Consider the following 17,538-nt stretch of genomic DNA (forward strand, 5'->3'; position numbering starts at 1 on the left):
CGGATCAGCCGCGGCAAGTTCCGGCGGGGCCGGGTTTCTTGCCGCTGCCAAATCCCAGAAGATCGACCGAAAGGCCGATATCGGTGCTGGGCTTCACACTAGTCGAGGTGGCGAACCGACGCGAGAGGGAAAGATCCACGCTCATGCACTCGTTCCGGAACTCCACCCCCACGCCTGCGCGTGCGGCGCGTTCCTCCTCGAAGTCGTAGCGGGCGGAGGTGCGGCCCGCCCAGGCGTCGGTGAATTGATACCGCGTGTCGAAAGTCAACTCCGACAGCGGATCGTCGCGATTCTCGGTCTCGTCCGCCAGAACGCGGATATAGCTGGCCGAAAGACCGAAGCGGTCGAAATCGGCGTCCACCCGCAATTCGGCCTTGCTGGTGGACAGGTCGTCGTCGAACAGCATCCGGTTGGTCAAGATCAGCCCTTCGTCCAGCGTCAGTTGCAGCGCGGCCAGCCAGTCGCTGTCCTTGCCGTTCAGGCCCGATGCTTCGGAAAACTGCCCGAGGTCTTTTTCACGGATCACCCGGCCCACCGTCGCGCCCAGCGTCCAGCCGGCCGGATCGATGCGGGTATAACCGACCCCGAGGTTCAACCGCGCGCCCTGTTCCCGCGCATCGGACCCCGAAAAACGGTTGAGCGAAAACAGGTTCGATTCGTCGAACTCCACCAGCGCGGAATCCTCGTTCGGCAGGTCGGCGGCATCGTCCGGCGCCCAGACCACCTGCACGATCGGCTCGATCAGATGTGATGCGTTCGCCCCCGCCTTGATCCACGGCCAGCGCAGTTCCACTGCCAGCCCGCCGTGAACCCGCGTGGTGGAGCCGCCATACACGTTGTCCTGTTCGATCGAATAGAAGTCGGTCGAAAGCTCTCCCAGCGTGGTGCCGAGGATACCCGCGGGCAGAACCCAGTTCCGCCGCCAGTCCAGCCGAAGCGAGACGCGGGACGTGTCGCGCCCATGGTCCAGCTCGCCCACATCCTCGTCGAAGGGGATGGAAGATGTGCGGCGGTGGCTGTGGGTCTGGAACCGCAAGCCCGCTTCTCCGCCCAGAATCCCGCCGGTGAAACGGCGGTGGAAGGTTACGTCGCCCACCAGCGACGGGATGGTGGAATTCGGCTCCTCGTCCCGGATGGAGTGAAAATGGATCAGCCGGGCCGAGATATATTCGTTGCGCCGCGTGCGCGTCAGTTCGGCGCGGCTTTCAAGACGGTCGCGCTCCTCCATCCCGTAATCGTAGAAATAGGCGGGGTCGGTGACGGTATCGACGCGCAGGTTCAGCGTGAAATCCTGCGGCATGGAAAACTGCGCCACGGCGAAGGCATAGCCGCGCGTGTCGCCGGGGCGCAACTCGTCGCGCGACAGGGCGCCGTTCAGTTCGATCCAGCCGGTGTCGAACGCCTGACGATAGCGCAGGTCCAGCGACCGGGTGTTCTTGGTGCTGTAATAGGGCGTCAGCGTCAGGTCCTTGTCATCGCCGATCGGGATGAAATAGGGAACCTTGATCCCGGTCCCGAAGGCTGAGGTGGTGCGCGCCGAAGGGGTCAGCACCCCGCGCGCACGGTCCAGAGTCGGGTCCGGCATCCGCAGGCGCGGGACATAGAAGACCGGAACGCCTCCCATCCGCAGCGTCGCGTTCTGGAAATAGATCTGGCGTTCGACCTCGTCATGGACCACCTGATCGGCGCGGATTTCCCACAGCGGGGTCGGGTTTCCGGCGCAGACCTGACAGGAGGAGGCGACCGACCGCCCCAGCCGAGTGTAGCGCCCGCCCACCCGGTCGATCTGCTGGGCCGCCAGTTGAAGCTGCTGGTTCATCACGATCCGCGCGCTGCGCAGCACGCCTTCGGTCAGATCGCCCGAAAGCTGCGCCTGATCGGCAAGGATCAGGCTGCCCATGCCGTCTTCCAGCGTGATCGGGCCGTCGATGGCCAGACTGTCCGCCGTTCTGTCATACCGCAGCGATCCGGCGCGCAGACGCTGACCCTGATAGAATATCTCGACATTGCCCGACGCGGTCAGCACCGAGTCATTGGTGATCTGCATCTGGTCCGCGACCAGCGTGGCCTGATCCTGCGCAACGGCGGGCAGGGACGACAGGGCGAGAGCGAAAAGGGCGGCGCGAAGGCGCATCAGCCATCCTCCAGATGCAAGAGCAGACCAAGCGAGCCGAGCGCCGCCGCCAGAGGCGGGGTCCATGCGGCAAGGAGGACAGGGATCTGCCCATTCTCGCCCAGGACCTGCGCGAAGTTCCGCAGGAAGAATACGCCGAAACCGGCCAGCAGCGCCAGAAGCACCATGCTGCCGGTCTTGCCGCCGCGCGCGTGGCGCATCGTGAAGCCGGCGGCGATCAGCACCATCGCAGCCAGAAGCAGGGGCAGGGACAGTTCGCTCTGGAACCAGACGCGGTGCTCGCGGGCCTGAAAGCCCGCCGTCTCGAGCCCGCGGACATAGGCGGGCAGATCCCAGATCGAGATGCCCGAAGGCGGCCGGAAGCCCTCGCGGATGGTTTCGGGTGTCAGATCGGAAGGAATGGTCAGGCTGTCGGTCACTGTCGCCGCCGCCTCGGGGTTCTCGACTGCCAGCGGCCAGCGCTTGACCTTGGCAAGTTGCCATTCGCCGTTCCCCAGCGTCGCCGTTTCCGCCCAGATACGCTCGGCAAGCTGGCCTTGCGCGTCATAGGTCATGAAGGTCACGCCCGTCAGACGGGTGCCGTTGGCATTCGCCTGCCGCGCCTGGATCACGCTTTGCCCTTGGGCATCGCCCTGCCGCAGCCACAGGCCAGAGCCGGAGACGGACAGCACCTGTTCCGTCCCATGCCGCAGCCGCGAGGACAGCGATTCATAACGGCCGGATGTCGCGGCAACCAGCGGGTTCAGCACCGTCACGGTGACGATCCCAAGGATCAGCGCAGTTACCACTGGCGCTGCCAGAAACCGCAGTGCCGACCGCCCCGCCGCCCGCACGACCACCAGTTCCGACGACCGTGAAAGCCCAAGGAACAGCGCGATGGCCGCAAGGATGAAGATCAGCGGCAGGATGGTATAGATGTTCGACGGCACGTTCAGCAGCGCAAGCTGGGCCGCCTGCGCGATCCCGATCTCGCCCGAGAAACGCCGAAGCTGATCCAGCATGTCGATCAGCATCATGATGCCGAAGAAGATCGCAAAGACCCGCAGCACCATGCGCAGGAACCGCCGGGCGATATAAAGGCTGAGGATCATGCTTTCCTCCGGCGTGGGCGTTGCGACCACCACAGAAGGAACATGGCGACGCCGCAGCCGAATGCGGGCGCGGCATAGGCCAGCGCCCAGCCGCCGGCCATCCCCGGCCCCGACGATCCAGCGACGGTATTGATAAGCTGCACGAGGATCAGCAGCACCACCCCGCCAAGGATCTGCCGCCACAGGCCGAACCGGCTGAACGCGCCCAGAAGCAGCGCGGCAAAGCCGATCAACGTCGCCGCCAGCCCCAGAAGCGGCTGGCCGATGCGGTCATGCCCTTCGAACAGCAGCGTGTTGCGGTCGCGGTTCACCTCGGTCATCACCGCCTCGGTCGGGGCAAGAAGTTCGGGCGTGGTGAGCTCGTTCATGCGGCGCGGCCCGCGCGTTCCAGGCTCCAGCATCGCACCGAGGTCATAGGTGAAATCGGCAAAGCGCGTGACCGAAAGCCGCCCCTGTTCCAGCGTCTGCGCCATCCCGTTCACCATCACCAGCTTCGGCCCCGTGTCGGTACGGACCAGAAAGGCACGGCTGGCGGTATAGGTGACTTCGGCAGGGCTCCTCGCATCGGTCAGGAAAAGCTCGCGCAATTCGCCATTCGCCGCGATTTCGCGAATATAGAGAGTGACGCCATCTGCGGGGTGCAGGAACTGCCCGTCGCGCAGGAATTGCGCGGCAAGGCTGTCGGTGATCTCCGCCTGCCGCTCGGCCAGGATGCTGCGCGACAGCGGGACCAGCACATTCATCAGGATCAGCATGGCCAGCGCCACGATCAGCCCGAAGAACATCACAGGACGCGCCAGCCTGAACGCGGAAAACCCCGTCGCCTGCATCACCACAAGTTCGGATTCCTGCGTCAGCCGGTTCACGACATAGACCGTCGCCACGAAGGCCGAGATCGGCAGCACCAGACGGATCACGTTCGGCAGCGTCAGAAGCGAAAATTCAAGGAAGACCAACGCCGACTGCCCGTCGCCGATAAGCTGATCGAACAGCCCCACCGCGCTGTTGACCCAATAGACGGCCACGAGCACCAGCGAAAAGAAGCCGAAAAGCGCAAGAAGCTGCGACAGCATGTATCTGTCGAATCTCGCCACCGCTGCCCTCTCGTTTTCTTGTCGTGTTTTGCCGCAACCTAATCCAAAGCCGTGGCGGGGAAAACTGCTATCTGGTCATCCGGGGGGCTGCGGGCTACGGTTCGCGGCGAAACATCGCCGGAGACATGCCCATGACGACGCCCGTATCCATCCGCTTCGCCGAACCCGAGCTTGACGGCATTGCAGCGGCGACAGGCCGCGTCGTCGTTTTCGTCGGGGCCGAAGGCAAGATGGGGCCGGCGGCGCGGCGCGTGGACAAGCTGACGCGCGGCGCGCTCAAGCGGCTGGCCGAGGCGGATGCCTTCGCCGCGATGAAACCGGGCGACAGCGTCGATCTGGCATGGCCCTCGGGGGTTGCGGCAGAATCGGTGCAGGTGATCCGGCTGGATCGGCGCGACGACGTGGCCGCCGCGCGCAAGGCCGGGGCTGCGATTGGTCGCGCGCTGTCGCCGCTGGGCACGCTGGTGCTGGCGGATACCGTGGCCCGCGCGGCTGAAGTGTCCTTCGGGCTGGCGATGCGCGCCTATGACTTCAACGCCCACAAGACTGCCGAGCCGAAGGTTCCGGGCGAGGTCGTGCTGATGGTGAACGGCCCCGAAGCCGTCGCCGCCGAAGCCGCCCCTCTGGCCGCGCTGGCCGAGGGCGTGTTCTTCACCCGCGATCTGGTGAACGAGCCGGCCAACATCCTGACCACCGACGATTTCGCCGCCCGCCTTGCCGCCATGCACGAGCTGGGACTGGAGGTGGAGATACTGGAAGAAGCCGATCTGGCCGAACTTGGCATGGGTGCGCTTCTGGGTGTCGGGCAGGGATCGGAAAGCCCGTCCAAGGTCGTCGTCATGCAATGGAACGGCGGGGGCGAGGAGCCGCCGCTGGCGCTGGTCGGCAAGGGCGTGGTGTTCGACACCGGCGGCATCTCGATCAAGCCTGCCGCCGGGATGGAGCAGATGACGATGGACATGGGCGGCGCGGGCACCGTCGCGGGCGTCATGCGCACGCTGGCACTGCGGGGCGCGAAGGCCAATGTGGTCGGTCTGGTCGGTCTGGTCGAAAACATGCCGGACGGGCGGGCGCAACGTCCGGGCGACGTGGTGCGGTCGATGAAAGGTGACACGATCGAGGTCATCAACACCGATGCCGAGGGGCGTCTGGTTCTGGCCGATGTGATCTGGTATGCGCAGGAACGGTTCCAGCCTTCGGGCCTGATCGACCTTGCAACGCTGACCGGGGCGATCATCGTCGCGCTGGGCCACGAGCATACGGGCGTGTTTTCCAACGATGATGGCTTCTGCAACGCCTTCCTGTCGGCGGCCAAGGCCGAGGATGAGGGCGCGTGGCGCATGCCGATGGCCGACGCCCATGACGCCAAGCTGAAATCGCGCATCGCCGATATGATGAACGTCGGCGGGCGCGAAGGCGGCTCGATCACCGCCGCGCATTTCATCAAGCGGTTCGTCAAGGACGAGACGCCGTGGATTCACCTCGACATCGCCGGGACCGCGTTGCTCAAGACCGACAGCACCTTGGCGCCGAAGGGTGCGACGGGCTGGGGCGTGCTGGCGCTGAACCGTCTGATCCGCGACAATTACGAGGTGTAAGCCCTTGGCGGTGATGTTCTATCACCTGACACGCTCGACCGCCGAGGAGACGGCGTTCAATCTGCTGACCCGGGCCGTGCAGGCAGGATGGCGGGTGATGCTGCGCGCGCCCGCCGCGCGGCTGGCACAGTTGGACGAGGCGCTGTGGACGGCCAGCGACGACAGCTTCCTGCCGCACGGGGTCGAGGGCGGCAGTCACGACGCCGCGCAGCCGGTGCTGTTGGGCACCGGTGCCATCGGCAATGGTGCCAACTGCCTGATGATCATGGACGGCGCGGATTTCAGCCCGGACGAGGCGGCGCCGCTGGACCGTCTTTGGGTGTTGTTCGACGGGATGGACGATAGCGCGCTGGCCCGCGCCCGTGCGCAGTGGCGGGACGTGACCGGCGCCGGGGTGGACGCGCAATACTGGTCCGAGGAGAGCGGTCGGTGGGAACAGAAACGCTGATCCGCGACGCGCGATCCGCCGATCACACCGCCATAGCCGGGCTGCTGCGCCGTGCCTTCGATGGCGATGGCGAGGCGGCGTTGGTGACGGCCCTGCGCCCTGCCGCGATCGAATTGGTGGCTGAACGGGACGGGGAACTTCTGGGGCATATCCTGCTTTCGGCGCTGGAGGCTCCGTTCCGCGCGCTGGCCCTTGCGCCGGTGGCGGTGGAGCCGGTCTGGCAGGGGCAGGGTGTGGGCGCCGCCCTGATCCGCGCGGCCATTTCGCGCGCGTCCGGGTGGGACGCGATCGTCGTGCTGGGCGATCCGGCCTATTACACCCGCTTCGGGTTCAGCGTGGAGGCGGCTGCGGGATTCGCCTGCGTCTATGCTGGGCCTTATCTGATGCTGCTGCCGCTCGGCGAGGTCCCTGCAACGGGTCGGATCGTCTATCCGCAGGCGTTCTCAACGCTTTAGGATCATCTTGTCGCCACCGATCTCGACCCGGAACTGGCCAAGATAGCTCATCCCCAGAAGCGATCCGTCCATCTCGCCATCGTTCACGAAAGCCTCCAGCACCGGATCGGTCAGGGGCCCCAGCGTCACATCCCGAAGCTGCACCCGCGCCGTCTTGACCGGGCCGTTCGCGGTATAGGCGGTGCCGAGGTAATTCAGCGTTCCGGTGTCGATGCCAAGCCGCTGCGCGTCTGCCTGCGACAACACGACCGAGGTTGCCCCGGTGTCGGCAAGGAAGGTGATCGGCGTGCCCTCCACCTCCAGCGTGACATAGTAATGGCCATCGGGGCTGCGCGGGATGCTGACCTCGCCGCTTTGCAGAACGGCTTGGCGCGGGGCGATGGACAGGCCCATGTCCTGCCACAGCCCATACCCTGCCGCGACGCCAAGGAAGATCAGCCCCCACGCCATCCCGGTGCGAAGGGCAACACCCAGACGCCCGCGATATTCAACGATGATCCAGCCGCCCACGGCGACCAGAAGCAGAGCGAGATAACCAAGGCGGCCGATATCGAAGGATTCCATACCCTTCGATATAGGGGTTTCAGGCCGCCGCCTCCAGCTTCTCCTGCGCTTTCATCCACAGCGCTTCGGCGCGGTCCAGCCCTTCCATCACCTCGGCATATTTCTTCTGCCAGGTTTCAGCCTCGCCGGGGCGGGCATAGAGTTCAGGATCGGCAAGTTTCTTGGCCAGCCGGTCGCGCATGTCGTTCAGCTTCTCCAGCCGGTCCTCGCATTTGCGGACCTCGGCCTTCAGGGCCAGAACCTCGTCGCGGCTGACCTTCTTTTTCTCGGGCGCGGGCTTGGCGGGCTTTTCAACCTCGTCCCCGGCCAGAAGTTGGCGGCGATAGGCTTCCAGATCTTCGGTATAGGGCGCGACCTCGCCACCCTTGACCAGCCAGAGCCGGTCCGCGACCAGCCCAAGCAGGTGCATGTCGTGGCTGACGAGCACGACTGCGCCGGAATAGGTGGTCAGCGCCTCGACCAGCGCCTCCCGCGACTCCATATCAAGGTGGTTGGTCGGCTCGTCCAGGATCAAGAGATGCGGCGCGTCGATTGTCGCCAGCAGCAGCGAAAGCCGCGCCTTCTGCCCGCCCGACAGACGACCCACGGCGGTATCGGCCTGATCCGCGCCAAGGCCGAAGCCCGCCAGTCGCGCCCGGTTGCGCGGCTGCCCTTCGGCGGGACGGACGCGCTGGACGTGCTGCAATGGCGTTTCGTCAATATGCAGCTCGTCCACCTGATGCTGCGCGAAATAGCCGATGCGCAGCTTCGATGACCGGGTGATCTGCCCACCCAAAGTCTCAAGTTTTCCGGCCAACAATTTGGAAAGAGTTGACTTTCCTTCGCCGTTGCGCCCCAGAAGGGCGATCCGGTCATCCTGATCTATCCGCAGGCTCAGCTTGCGCAGCACCGCCTTGCCGTCATAACCGACGGCGGCGTTGTCGATGTTGATGATCGGGGGTGACAACTCCTCCGGCTCGGGGAAGGTGAAGACCTGCTGGCGGGCTTCCTCGGGCGGGGTGATCGTCTCCATCTTTTCAAGCTGCTTCACGCGGGACTGGGCCTGCGCGGCTTTGGATGCCTTGGCTTTGAAACGGTCCACGAAGGCCTGCAGATGGGCGCGGCGGGCGTCCTGCTTCTTTGCCTCGGCGGTCAGCACGGCGCGGCGTTCGGCCATCTGGCGCGCGAACTGGTCGTAGGGGCCGGTCCAGTAGGTCAGCTTCTTGCTGTCCAGATGCAGGATGCCCTGCACCGCGCGGTTCAGCAGGCCGCGGTCGTGCGAGATGATGAGCACGGTATGCGGATATTTCTGAAGGTAGCTTTCCAGCCAAAGCGCGCCTTCCAGATCCAGATAGTTGGTCGGCTCGTCCAGCAGCAGAAGGTCGGGCTGGGCGAACAGAACGCCCGCCAGCGCGACCCGCATCCGCCAGCCGCCCGAAAAATCAGAACAGGGGCGCAGCTGCGCCTCGGCATCGAAGCCCAGACCCTTGAGGATCGCCGAGGCGCGGCCTTCGGCAGACCAGGCGTCGATGTCCGTCAGGCGCGTCTGGATTTCCGCGATGCGATGCGGATCGGTCGCGGTTTCTGATTCCGCCAGCAGTTCCGCGCGTTCGGTGTCCGCCGCCAGCACCGTGTCCAGAAGCGAGGTGGACGAGGATGGCACCTCCTGCGCGACGCCGCCGATGCGGGACCGGGCGGGCAGGCTGATGTCGCCCCCTTCGAGCGCGAGTTCGCGCTTGATCAGCCGGAACAGCGTCGTCTTGCCCGCGCCGTTGCGCCCGACAAGGCCGACCTTGTGGCCGGTGGGAATGGTGGCCGAGGCCCCCTCGAACAGGGGGCGGCCTTCGACGGAATAGGTGATGTCCGAGATACGCAGCATGCGTGGGGCTTGCCCGAAGCCCCGCACAAGGTCAATGGGGCGCTTGGGTTCCGCGTTCGCGATAAGGCGTCGTGTCGTAATGCGCGCGATAGCATTTGGAGAAATGCGACGGGCTGGCGAAGCCGCAGGCAAGGGCGACGTTGATGACGCTCATGTCGGTCTGCATCAGAAGGTTGCGGGCCTTGGACAGCCGCAATTCCATGTAATACCGCTTTGGGCTGCGGGCGAGGTAACGGCGGAAAAGGCGTTCCAACTGGCGGGTGGACATGCCCACTTCCTCGGCCAGATCGGCGGGGCTGATCGGGTCTTCGATGGCGGCTTCCATCTTCTTGATGACCTCGGACAGCTTGGGATGCCGAACGCCGATGCGGGTCGGGATGGACAGGCGCTGCGTGTCGCGATCGGTGCGGATGGCGGAATAGATCAACTGGTCCGCGACGGTATTGGCCAGCGCATCCCCTTGATCCTGCGCGATGATCCGCAGCATCAGATCGATCGAGGACGTGCCGCCCGCCGTGGAAATCCGGTTGCCGTCGATCACGAACACGGACTTCGTAAGCTGGACCTCCTCGAACTCCTCCAGAAAGCCGTCATGGTTTTCCCAGTGGATCGTGGCCTTGCGCCCATCCAGAAGGCCCGCCTTGGCGACCGAATAGGCGCCGGTGCAAAGCCCGCCGACGGCCGCGCCCCGCCGCGCCTCGCGCCGCAGCCAGCTTGTGATCGGGCGCGTGGTCGCCTTCTGCACGTCGATCCCGCCACAGACGAGCAGCGTGTCCTCGCGCTCCAATTCCTCCAGCCCCATGTCCAGCTTGAACGCGGCACCGTTGGAGCAGGTCGCGAATCCACCTTCGCCGGCCAGTTTCCAAGTGTAAAGCTCTTGGCCCGCGACGCGGTTGGCGATGCGCAGCGGCTCGATCGCGCAGGCGAAGGAAAGCATGGTGAAGCGATCCAGAAGCAGAAAGACGAAGCGGCGCGGCGCCGTCATCTTCGCGACCTGGGTGGCTTTGCGAGTCTCGGTGGACATCTGGCGACCTGTCGGTGTCGGTTTTGCGCAACAGCAACAGAAATGCGACATGTCCGCAAGGGGCCGTTGGCGCTAACTGACCTCTTGGCTTTTGCCACGGTTTTGCCCTATACGCGCAAGATTGCCTGACTGATGGCGGAGGATGACATGACCAAGGGCTGGACGAAATCCGACTGGCGCGCAAAGCCGCGCGTGCAGATGCCGGATTATCCCGATCAGACCGCGCTGAACGCGGTCGAGAAGCAACTTGCGAAATATCCCCCGCTGGTCTTTGCAGGCGAGGCGCGCAAGCTGAAGGCGCAGCTGGCCGAGGTTGCGGCAGGCCGCGCGTTCCTTCTGCAAGGCGGTGACTGCGCCGAAAGCTTTGCCGAATTCGGTGCGGACAACATCCGCGACACGTTCCGCGTGATGCTGCAGATGGCGGTCGTGCTGACCTATGGTGCGAAGGTGCCGGTCGTCAAAGTGGGTCGCATGGCGGGGCAATTCGCCAAGCCGCGTTCGGCGGCGATGGAAACCGTGGGCGGGGTCGAGCTTCCCAGCTATCGCGGCGATATCATCAACGGCTTCGACTTCACGCCCGAGGCGCGGATTCCCGATCCGTCGCGGATGCTTCAGGCCTATACGCAGGCTGCGGCCTCGCTGAACCTGCTGCGCGCATTCTCGACCGGCGGCTTTGCCGATATCCACCGCGTCCACGCATGGACGCTGGGTTTTGCCGAACATGACAAGGCCGAGCGTTACCGCGAATTGTCGAACCGCATTTCCGACGCGCTGGACTTCATGACGGCGGCAGGGATCAACCCGGACACGGCGCATACGCTGCAGACGGTCGATTTCTGGACGAGCCACGAAGCTTTGCTGCTGGAATACGAGGAGGCGCTGTGCCGCATCGACAGCATCACCGGCAAGCCGGTGGCGGGGTCGGGCCACATGATCTGGATCGGCGACCGCACGCGGCAGCCGGACGGCGCGCATGTCGAATTCTGTCAGGGCGTGCTGAACCCGATCGGCCTGAAATGCGGCCCGTCCACCACGGTGGACGAGTTCAAGGTGCTGCTGGAAAAGCTGAACCCGGAAAACGAGGCGGGGCGTCTGACCCTGATCGCGCGTTTCGGTGCGGGCAAGGTGGGCGATCACCTGCCGCGTCTGGTCAAGGCTGTGCAGGAGGAAGGTGCGAACGTCGTCTGGTCCTGCGATCCGATGCACGGGAACATCATGAAATCCTCGACCGGATACAAGACGCGCCAGTTCGACGCGATCCTGTCTGAGGTGCGCGATTTCTTTGCGATCCACAAGGCCGAGGGCACCATCCCCGGCGGCGTGCATTTCGAGATGACCGGCAAGGACGTGACCGAATGCACGGGCGGTCTGCGCGCCGTGACGGACGAGGATCTGTCGGACCGTTACCACACCGCCTGTGACCCGCGCCTGAACGCCAGCCAGTCGCTGGAACTCGCGTTCCTGGTGGCCGAGGAATTGTCCTCGCGCCGCGACGAAGGGCGCCGTATCGCGCTTTGATTGGCAATCCGGGCCGGGGGCGTTAGTTTCCGGCCTGAATCGCAGGGAGCCCGTGATGCGTTACGAATACCAGGTTGTTGCCGCCCCGAAGAAGGGCGAGAAGCTGCGCGGGGCGAAGACACCGTCCGACCGTTATGCAGCGGCACTGGCGACGATCATGAACCAGATGGGACGCGACGGCTGGGAATATGTGCGCTCCGATGCGCTGCCCTCTGAGGAGCGGAGCGGTTGGACCAAGCGCACGATGGTCTATCACCACGTTCTGGTCTTTCGCCGTGCAGTGGCTGAAACCGCACCGGCGCCCATCGCGACGATGCCGGAAGGCGTGACGCCGGTCGTCGGCCCGGCCCGCGTGGTCTAAGCCAAAGCTTTCGGCAGCGCCTCGGCCAAGGCGGCAAGGTCCGCTTCGGTCCCGGCGCTGATTCGGATGCAGCGGTCATGCGGGGCCACGAAGGGCATCCGTACGAAGATGCCCAGATCGGCCAGCCTTGCCACGACGCTGCGCGCATAATCGCCGTCCCGACCGCAATCGAGGGTCACGAAATTGGTGGCCGAGGGCAGGGGCGTCAGTCCGTTGTCACGCGCGATGCGGGCGATCTCGTCCCGCGCTGCGGCAACGCGCTTGCGCGTCGTCGCCAGCCATTCTGCGTCGCGAAACGCCGCGAGTGCCCCCGCTTGCGCGATGCGGCCCACTCCGAAATGGTTGCGCACCTTGTCGAAGCTGCGGATCAGGTCGCTTGCGCCCAGCGCGTAGCCTACGCGCAGACCGGCCATGCCATAAGCCTTGGAAAAGGTTCGCATCCGGATCACACGCGGGTCTTCGGGGTCCACCCGTGCGGCAGTGCCTTCGGGCGCAAGCTCGACATAGGCTTCGTCAAGAACCAGCAGCGTGTCTTCGGGCATCGCGGCGATCATCGCCTCGATCCGTTCGCGCCCGTGATGGCTGCCCATCGGATTGTCCGGGTTGGCGATGTAAAGCAGCTTCGCGCCGACCTCTGCCGCCTTGGCCAGCAACGCATCCGGGTCTTCGTGATCGCCCCGGTAAGGCACCTTGTGCAGCACGCCGCCAAAACCCGCGACGTGGAAATTGAAGGTCGGATAGGCACCGTTCGATGTGACCACCGCATCGCCTTCCGCCACCATCAGCCGAACAAGATAGCCCAGCAGCCCGTCGATCCCTTCGCCCACCACGATATTCGACATGGCGACGCCGTGATGCGCAGCCAGCGCCTCGCGCAGATCATGGCTGGCGGAATCGCCATACATCCACACATCGCGCGCCGCCTCTGCCATCGCCGCCACAGCGCGGGGCGAGGGGCCGAACACGTTTTCGTTCGCGCCCAGCCGGGCAGCGAAGCCGCGCCCCCGCTGGCGTTCCTGAACCTCCGGCCCGATGAAGGGCACAGTGGCGGGCAGGCTTTCGACCAGCGGAGTATAGCGCGGCATCAGGCGATTTCCGACAGCGCGCGGCGCAGCTTGGCGGCCTCGGCCTCTTGCAGGGCGATGTTCTCGCGCGCCTCCTCGACGACGTCTTCGGGGGCGGAGGCGATGAACTTGGGATTGTTCAGCCGCCCGCGCAGCCCGTTCATGTCCTTCTCCAGCTTTTCCAGCGTCTTTTGCAGGCGCGTCTGTTCGGCGGCGATGTCGATGATGCCTTCCAGCGGGATGGCGAAGGTCGCCCCTTCGACAGCCACGGTGACTCCCTTCGGCGCGGACGCGGCGTCGGTCAGCGTCTCGATCCGGGCAAGACGCTTGATCAGGGCTTCGTTCCGGCTCCACGCCTCGCGGGCCGTCCCGTCCATGTCGAGCGACAGCACGTCCAGCTTCAACCCGACCGGAACGCGCACCTGCGCGCGGGCCGAGCGCACGTCGTCGATGACGCGGATCACCCAGGTCATCTCGCGCAGCGCGGCATCGTCGGAATGCGCGTGCTCGGGCCAGTCGGTGTGGATCAGCGGCTTGCTGCGCGTGCCGGTGGTCTGCCAAAGCTCCTCGGTGACGAAGGGCATGATCGGGTGCAGCAGGATCATGCACTGGTCCAGCACCCATGCCATCGTGCTGCGGGTCTCGTCGGCATGTTCGCCGTCGAACAGGGGCTTGGCAAACTCGACATACCAGTCGCAGACCTTGCCCCAGACGAAAGCGTACAGCGCGTTGGCCGCCACGTCGAAGCGGTAGTTTTCCAGCGCCGCATTCACCTCGGCCAGCACGGCAGAGGTTTCGGCGATGATCCAGCGGTTCACCGTAGCGTCGGCCTGCGGCGCGTCGCCCGTGGTGTGGCCTTCCCAGACGCCGTTCATCTCGGCAAAGCGGCAGGCGTTCCACAGTTTCGTGCCGAAGTTGCGATAACCCGCGATCCGCGCGGTGGACAGCTTCAGATCGCGGCCCATCGCCGCCATGGCGGTCAGGGTGAAGCGCACGGCATCTGCGCCGTATTCGTCGATCAGCTCCAGCGGGTCGAGGACGTTGCCCAAGGATTTGGACATCTTCTTGCCCTTCTCGTCCCGCACCAGCGCGTGAACATAGACGGTCTTGAACGGCACCTGATCCACGACGGCCAGCTGCATCATCATCATCCGGGCGACCCAGAAGAAGATGATGTCGAAGCCGGTGACCAGCACGTTGGTCGGGAAATATTTCTGCAGTTCCGGCGTCGGTTCGGGCCAGCCCAGCGTGCCGATCGGCCAGAGGCCGGACGAGAACCAGGTGTCCAGCACGTCCGGGTCGCGCCAATAGCTGACGGCGTTGATGTCGGGTGCCTGTTCGGCGGAATCACCGATGGCTTCCTCGCGGCTGGCGGCGGGCACCAGCGCGTATTCGCCGTAATAGTCGCGCATCTGGGCGCGGGCCTCATCCTCGGTCGCGGCGCAGAAGGGAACCACTTCGGACCAGTCGAAGGGGGCCGCGCCTTCTTCCGATTGCGGCACCTTGCGCGGGCCATACCAGACCGGGATCTGGTGGCCCCACCAAAGCTGGCGCGAGATGCACCACGGCTCGATATTCTCCAGCCAGTGGAAATAGACCTTGGCGTCGCGCTCGGGCAGGATCTGCGTCTCGCCCGAGCGGACGGCGTCCAGCGCGGGGCCGACGATCCTGTCCGTATCCACGAACCACTGGTCGGTCAGCATCGGCTCGATGACCACTTTGGAACGGTCGCCGAAGGGCTGCATGATCGGTTTGCTCTCGACCACCGGGCGGCGTTCCAGATGCTCGGACCCGGTTTCGGGGTCGATCGTCTTGACCAGTTCGGTCACGGCAAGGCCGACGGCATTGATGTCGGCCACCACGGCGGCGCGCGCCTCGAACCGGTCCATCCCGCGGTATTTCTCGGGGACGAGGTTGAGGGTGTCGACCTCGGCCTCGTTTGTCGGCGATCCGGCTGCGATCTCGCGCGCGCGGATCACCGTTTCGGCATAGGACAGCCCATCGTCACGCATCGCGCCCTTGGTGTCCATCAGGCGGTACATCGGAAGGTTTGCGCGTTTGGCGACCTGATAGTCGTTGAAGTCATGCGCGCCCGTGATCTTCACCGCGCCCGAGCCGAAGGTCTTGTCCGGGTATTCGTCGGTGATGATCGGGATCAGACGGTCGCACAGCGGCAGATGGACCATCTTGCCAACGATGGGGGCATAGCGTTCGTCGCTGGGATGCACCGCGACCGCGCCGTCGCCCAGCATCGTCTCGGGGCGCGTGGTCGCGATGGAGATATAGTCGCGCGTCTCGCGCAGGGTGACGGTGCCGTCCTCGTCCCGCTCGACATATTCATAGGTTTCACCGCCCGCCAGACGGTATTTGAAATGCCACATATGGCCGGGGGTCTCGTTGTTCTCGACCTCCAGATCCGAGATGGCAGTCTCGAAATGCGGGTCCCAGTTCACGAGGCGCTTACCGCGATAGATCAGGCCCTTGCGATACATCTCGACGAAGACCTTGACCACGGCCTCGGGGAAGTTGCCGGACATGGTGAAGGCTTCGCGGTCCCAGTCGCAGGTCGCGCCAAGGCGTTTCAGCTGGCCGACGATGGTGCCGCCCGACTTTTCCTTCCAGTTCCAGACCTTTTCCAGAAACGCCTCGCGGCCCAGTTCGCGTCGCCCGGGCTGCTGCGACAGCGCCAGTTCGCGTTCCACCACCATCTGCGTCGCGATGCCCGCATGGTCGGTGCCCGGCTGCCACAGCGTGTCGAACCCGCGCATCCGGTGCCAGCGCACCAGGATGTCCTGAAGCGTGTTGTTGAACGCGTGGCCCATATGCAGGCTGCCCGTCACGTTCGGCGGGGGGATCATGATGCAGAAGGTTTCGCTGCGCGAGGCGTTGGCCCCTGCGCGGAACGCGCCCATCTCCTCCCACATGGCGTAAACGCGGGCTTCGGCCTCGGCGGCGTTGAAGGTCTTTTCCATCGGCATCTGTCGCATTCCCCAGTGTTGGTGCAGGGAATACAGGCTGGCGCGGCCGAGGCCAAGCCCATGGCGTCATGATACCGAAACCTTCGTGCGAATAGGGTCTTTTCACGGGCCGCGATGTGTCGCATACGCGCCCCCTCGATTCTCCGCGCGGGGAACCTGTCCGGGTCCCCGGCGTCTTGTTGGCAGAAAGGAAACGCCGATGGGACTTTCCAAGACGATCTGGACCAGACCAGCCGAATACCTGCGCACGATGCAGCCCGAAGCGCCGGTGCTGTTCTTTTCGCCATCCTTGCTGCAATCGGTGGCGCGGCGGTTCATCGACGGGTTTCCGGGCATGGTCACCTATGCCGTGAAGGCCAACCCCGAGGAGGTGGTGATCGAGAACCTCGCCGCCGCAGGTGTTCGGGGTTACGACGTGTCCTCGCCGGCCGAGATGCGTCTGGTCCGCCGTGTCGATCCGGACGCGGCGATGCATTACAACAACCCCGTCCGGTCGCGCGCCGAAATCCGCGCGGCGGTCGAACTCGGGGTCAAAAGCTATTCCGTCGATTCGGCGAGCGAGTTGGCCAAGCTGATGGAGCTTGTCTCGCCCGAGGGTTGCGAGATTTCGGTGCGCTTCAAGCTGCCGGTCATGGGTGCGGCCTATAACGCCGGTGCCAAGTTCGGCGCGACGGTGGAGCTTGCGACCGACCTGCTGGCCGATGTTGCGCGGGCGGGGTTCATCCCGTCGCTGGCCTTCCATCCCGGCACGCAATGCACCGAACCGGGCGCGTGGGACCCCTATATCCGCACGGCGGCCAGTATCGCGAAGAATGCGGGCGTGACGATTTCGCGGCTGAATGTGGGCGGGGGCTTTCCGAACCACCGTCTGAACGGTGTGACCCCGGAATTGGAGGCGATCTTCGACCGCATCGCCGACGTGACCGAGGAAGCCTTTGGCAGCAGCGACCCCGATCTGGTCTGCGAGCCGGGGCGGGGCGTCTGCGGCGATGCCTTCACGCTGGCCTCGCGCGTGAAGGCGGTGCGCGATGGGCAGCATGTGTTCCTGAACGACGGCATCTATGGCTCGCTGACGGAACTGCCGCTGATCGGGGTGATCGACCGGGTGGAGGTGCTGACCCCCGAAGGAAAGCTGCGGACGGGCGAGAAGTCGGAACGCATCCTGTTTGGCCCGACCTGCGATTCCGTCGACCGTATCCCGGGCGAGATGAAGTTGGTGGACGGCGTCGAGGAGGGTGATTTCGTCGTCTTTCAGGGCATGGGCGCCTATTCATCGGTCACAAATACCCGCTTCAACGGATTCGGAGAGCTGTCGCTGGCCACGGTGCTGAGCCTGAAACTCTAGGCTTCC

14 protein-coding genes are annotated in these 17,538 nt (G+C 65.0%); 6 read left to right on the top strand and 8 right to left on the bottom strand.

What is annotated here, in order from left to right:
* Nucleotides 1-4: 4 nt before the first annotated feature.
* Genes E2K76_RS02360 through lptF form a run of 3 tightly spaced genes read right to left on the bottom strand, consistent with a single transcriptional unit; the run spans nt 5 to nt 4,319 of the window.
* The gene (locus E2K76_RS02360; protein WP_136682670.1) at nt 5-2,134 is read right to left on the bottom strand and encodes an LPS-assembly protein LptD; all 2,130 of its coding nucleotides are present in this window, start codon (nt 2,132-2,134) and stop codon (nt 5-7) included.
* Nucleotides 2,134-3,225, bottom strand: coding sequence for an LPS export ABC transporter permease LptG (gene lptG, locus E2K76_RS02365; protein WP_136682671.1), 1,092 nt, complete (start codon nt 3,223-3,225; stop codon nt 2,134-2,136). Before lptG ends, E2K76_RS02360 begins: the two co-directional genes overlap by 1 nt.
* A complete protein-coding gene (gene lptF, locus E2K76_RS02370; RefSeq protein ID WP_136682672.1) occupies nt 3,222-4,319 on the bottom strand; it encodes an LPS export ABC transporter permease LptF in 1,098 nt (365 codons plus the stop codon). The genes lptG and lptF overlap by 4 nt, the downstream gene beginning before the upstream one ends.
* 131 nt (nt 4,320-4,450) lie before the next feature.
* Between lptF and E2K76_RS02375 the strand changes: the two genes are divergently transcribed.
* The 3 genes from E2K76_RS02375 to E2K76_RS02385 are packed head-to-tail and all read left to right on the top strand — an operon-like array spanning nt 4,451 to nt 6,820.
* Complete coding sequence (locus tag E2K76_RS02375; RefSeq protein ID WP_136682673.1) at nt 4,451-5,917, top strand: leucyl aminopeptidase; 1,467 nt, start codon at nt 4,451-4,453, stop codon at nt 5,915-5,917.
* Nucleotides 5,918-5,930: 13 nt separating this feature from the next.
* Nucleotides 5,931-6,365 (top strand): DNA polymerase III subunit chi, encoded by a 435-nt coding sequence (locus E2K76_RS02380; protein ID WP_136682987.1) that lies wholly within the window; start codon nt 5,931-5,933, stop codon nt 6,363-6,365.
* The gene (locus E2K76_RS02385; protein WP_220432164.1) at nt 6,347-6,820 is read left to right on the top strand and encodes a GNAT family N-acetyltransferase; all 474 of its coding nucleotides are present in this window, start codon (nt 6,347-6,349) and stop codon (nt 6,818-6,820) included. The genes E2K76_RS02380 and E2K76_RS02385 overlap by 19 nt, the downstream gene beginning before the upstream one ends.
* On the opposite strand, the gene E2K76_RS02390 is transcribed toward E2K76_RS02385, so the two are convergent.
* Genes E2K76_RS02390 through E2K76_RS02400 form a run of 3 tightly spaced genes read right to left on the bottom strand, consistent with a single transcriptional unit; the run spans nt 6,809 to nt 10,266 of the window.
* Entirely contained in the window at nt 6,809-7,384 is a 576-nt protein-coding gene (locus tag E2K76_RS02390; protein WP_136682674.1) for a retropepsin-like aspartic protease family protein, read from the bottom strand. The two genes, E2K76_RS02385 and E2K76_RS02390, sit on opposite strands and share 12 nt — an antisense overlap.
* A 19-nt stretch (nt 7,385-7,403) precedes the next feature.
* Nucleotides 7,404-9,242 (bottom strand): ABC-F family ATP-binding cassette domain-containing protein, encoded by a 1,839-nt coding sequence (locus E2K76_RS02395; RefSeq protein WP_136682675.1) that lies wholly within the window; start codon nt 9,240-9,242, stop codon nt 7,404-7,406.
* Nucleotides 9,243-9,273: 31 nt separating this feature from the next.
* Nucleotides 9,274-10,266 (bottom strand): GlxA family transcriptional regulator, encoded by a 993-nt coding sequence (locus tag E2K76_RS02400; RefSeq protein WP_136682676.1) that lies wholly within the window; start codon nt 10,264-10,266, stop codon nt 9,274-9,276.
* Between the two features lie 147 nt (nt 10,267-10,413).
* Between E2K76_RS02400 and E2K76_RS02405 the strand changes: the two genes are divergently transcribed.
* Both E2K76_RS02405 and E2K76_RS02410 read left to right on the top strand, forming a co-directional pair.
* Nucleotides 10,414-11,784 carry a class II 3-deoxy-7-phosphoheptulonate synthase gene (locus E2K76_RS02405; protein ID WP_136682677.1) on the top strand — a complete coding sequence of 457 codons (1,371 nt, stop codon included), beginning with the start codon at nt 10,414-10,416 and terminating at the stop codon, nt 11,782-11,784.
* Between the two features lie 55 nt (nt 11,785-11,839).
* Complete coding sequence (locus E2K76_RS02410) at nt 11,840-12,145, top strand: DUF4177 domain-containing protein (protein ID WP_246032864.1); 306 nt, start codon at nt 11,840-11,842, stop codon at nt 12,143-12,145.
* Here E2K76_RS02410 and E2K76_RS02415 read toward each other — a convergent pair.
* Together E2K76_RS02415 and E2K76_RS02420 are read right to left on the bottom strand one after the other, a co-directional pair.
* Nucleotides 12,142-13,230 carry a pyridoxal phosphate-dependent aminotransferase gene (locus tag E2K76_RS02415; RefSeq protein WP_136682679.1) on the bottom strand — a complete coding sequence of 363 codons (1,089 nt, stop codon included), beginning with the start codon at nt 13,228-13,230 and terminating at the stop codon, nt 12,142-12,144. The genes E2K76_RS02410 and E2K76_RS02415 overlap by 4 nt on opposite strands.
* A complete protein-coding gene (locus E2K76_RS02420) occupies nt 13,230-16,187 on the bottom strand; it encodes a valine--tRNA ligase (RefSeq protein WP_136682680.1) in 2,958 nt (985 codons plus the stop codon). The genes E2K76_RS02415 and E2K76_RS02420 overlap by 1 nt, the downstream gene beginning before the upstream one ends.
* A 199-nt stretch (nt 16,188-16,386) precedes the next feature.
* Between E2K76_RS02420 and E2K76_RS02425 the strand changes: the two genes are divergently transcribed.
* Nucleotides 16,387-17,532 (top strand): type III PLP-dependent enzyme, encoded by a 1,146-nt coding sequence (locus E2K76_RS02425; protein WP_136682681.1) that lies wholly within the window; start codon nt 16,387-16,389, stop codon nt 17,530-17,532.
* Nucleotides 17,533-17,538 lie beyond the last annotated feature (6 nt).

This window comes from Falsirhodobacter xinxiangensis (assembly GCF_004959935.1).
GTDB lineage: Bacteria > Pseudomonadota > Alphaproteobacteria > Rhodobacterales > Rhodobacteraceae > Falsirhodobacter > Falsirhodobacter xinxiangensis.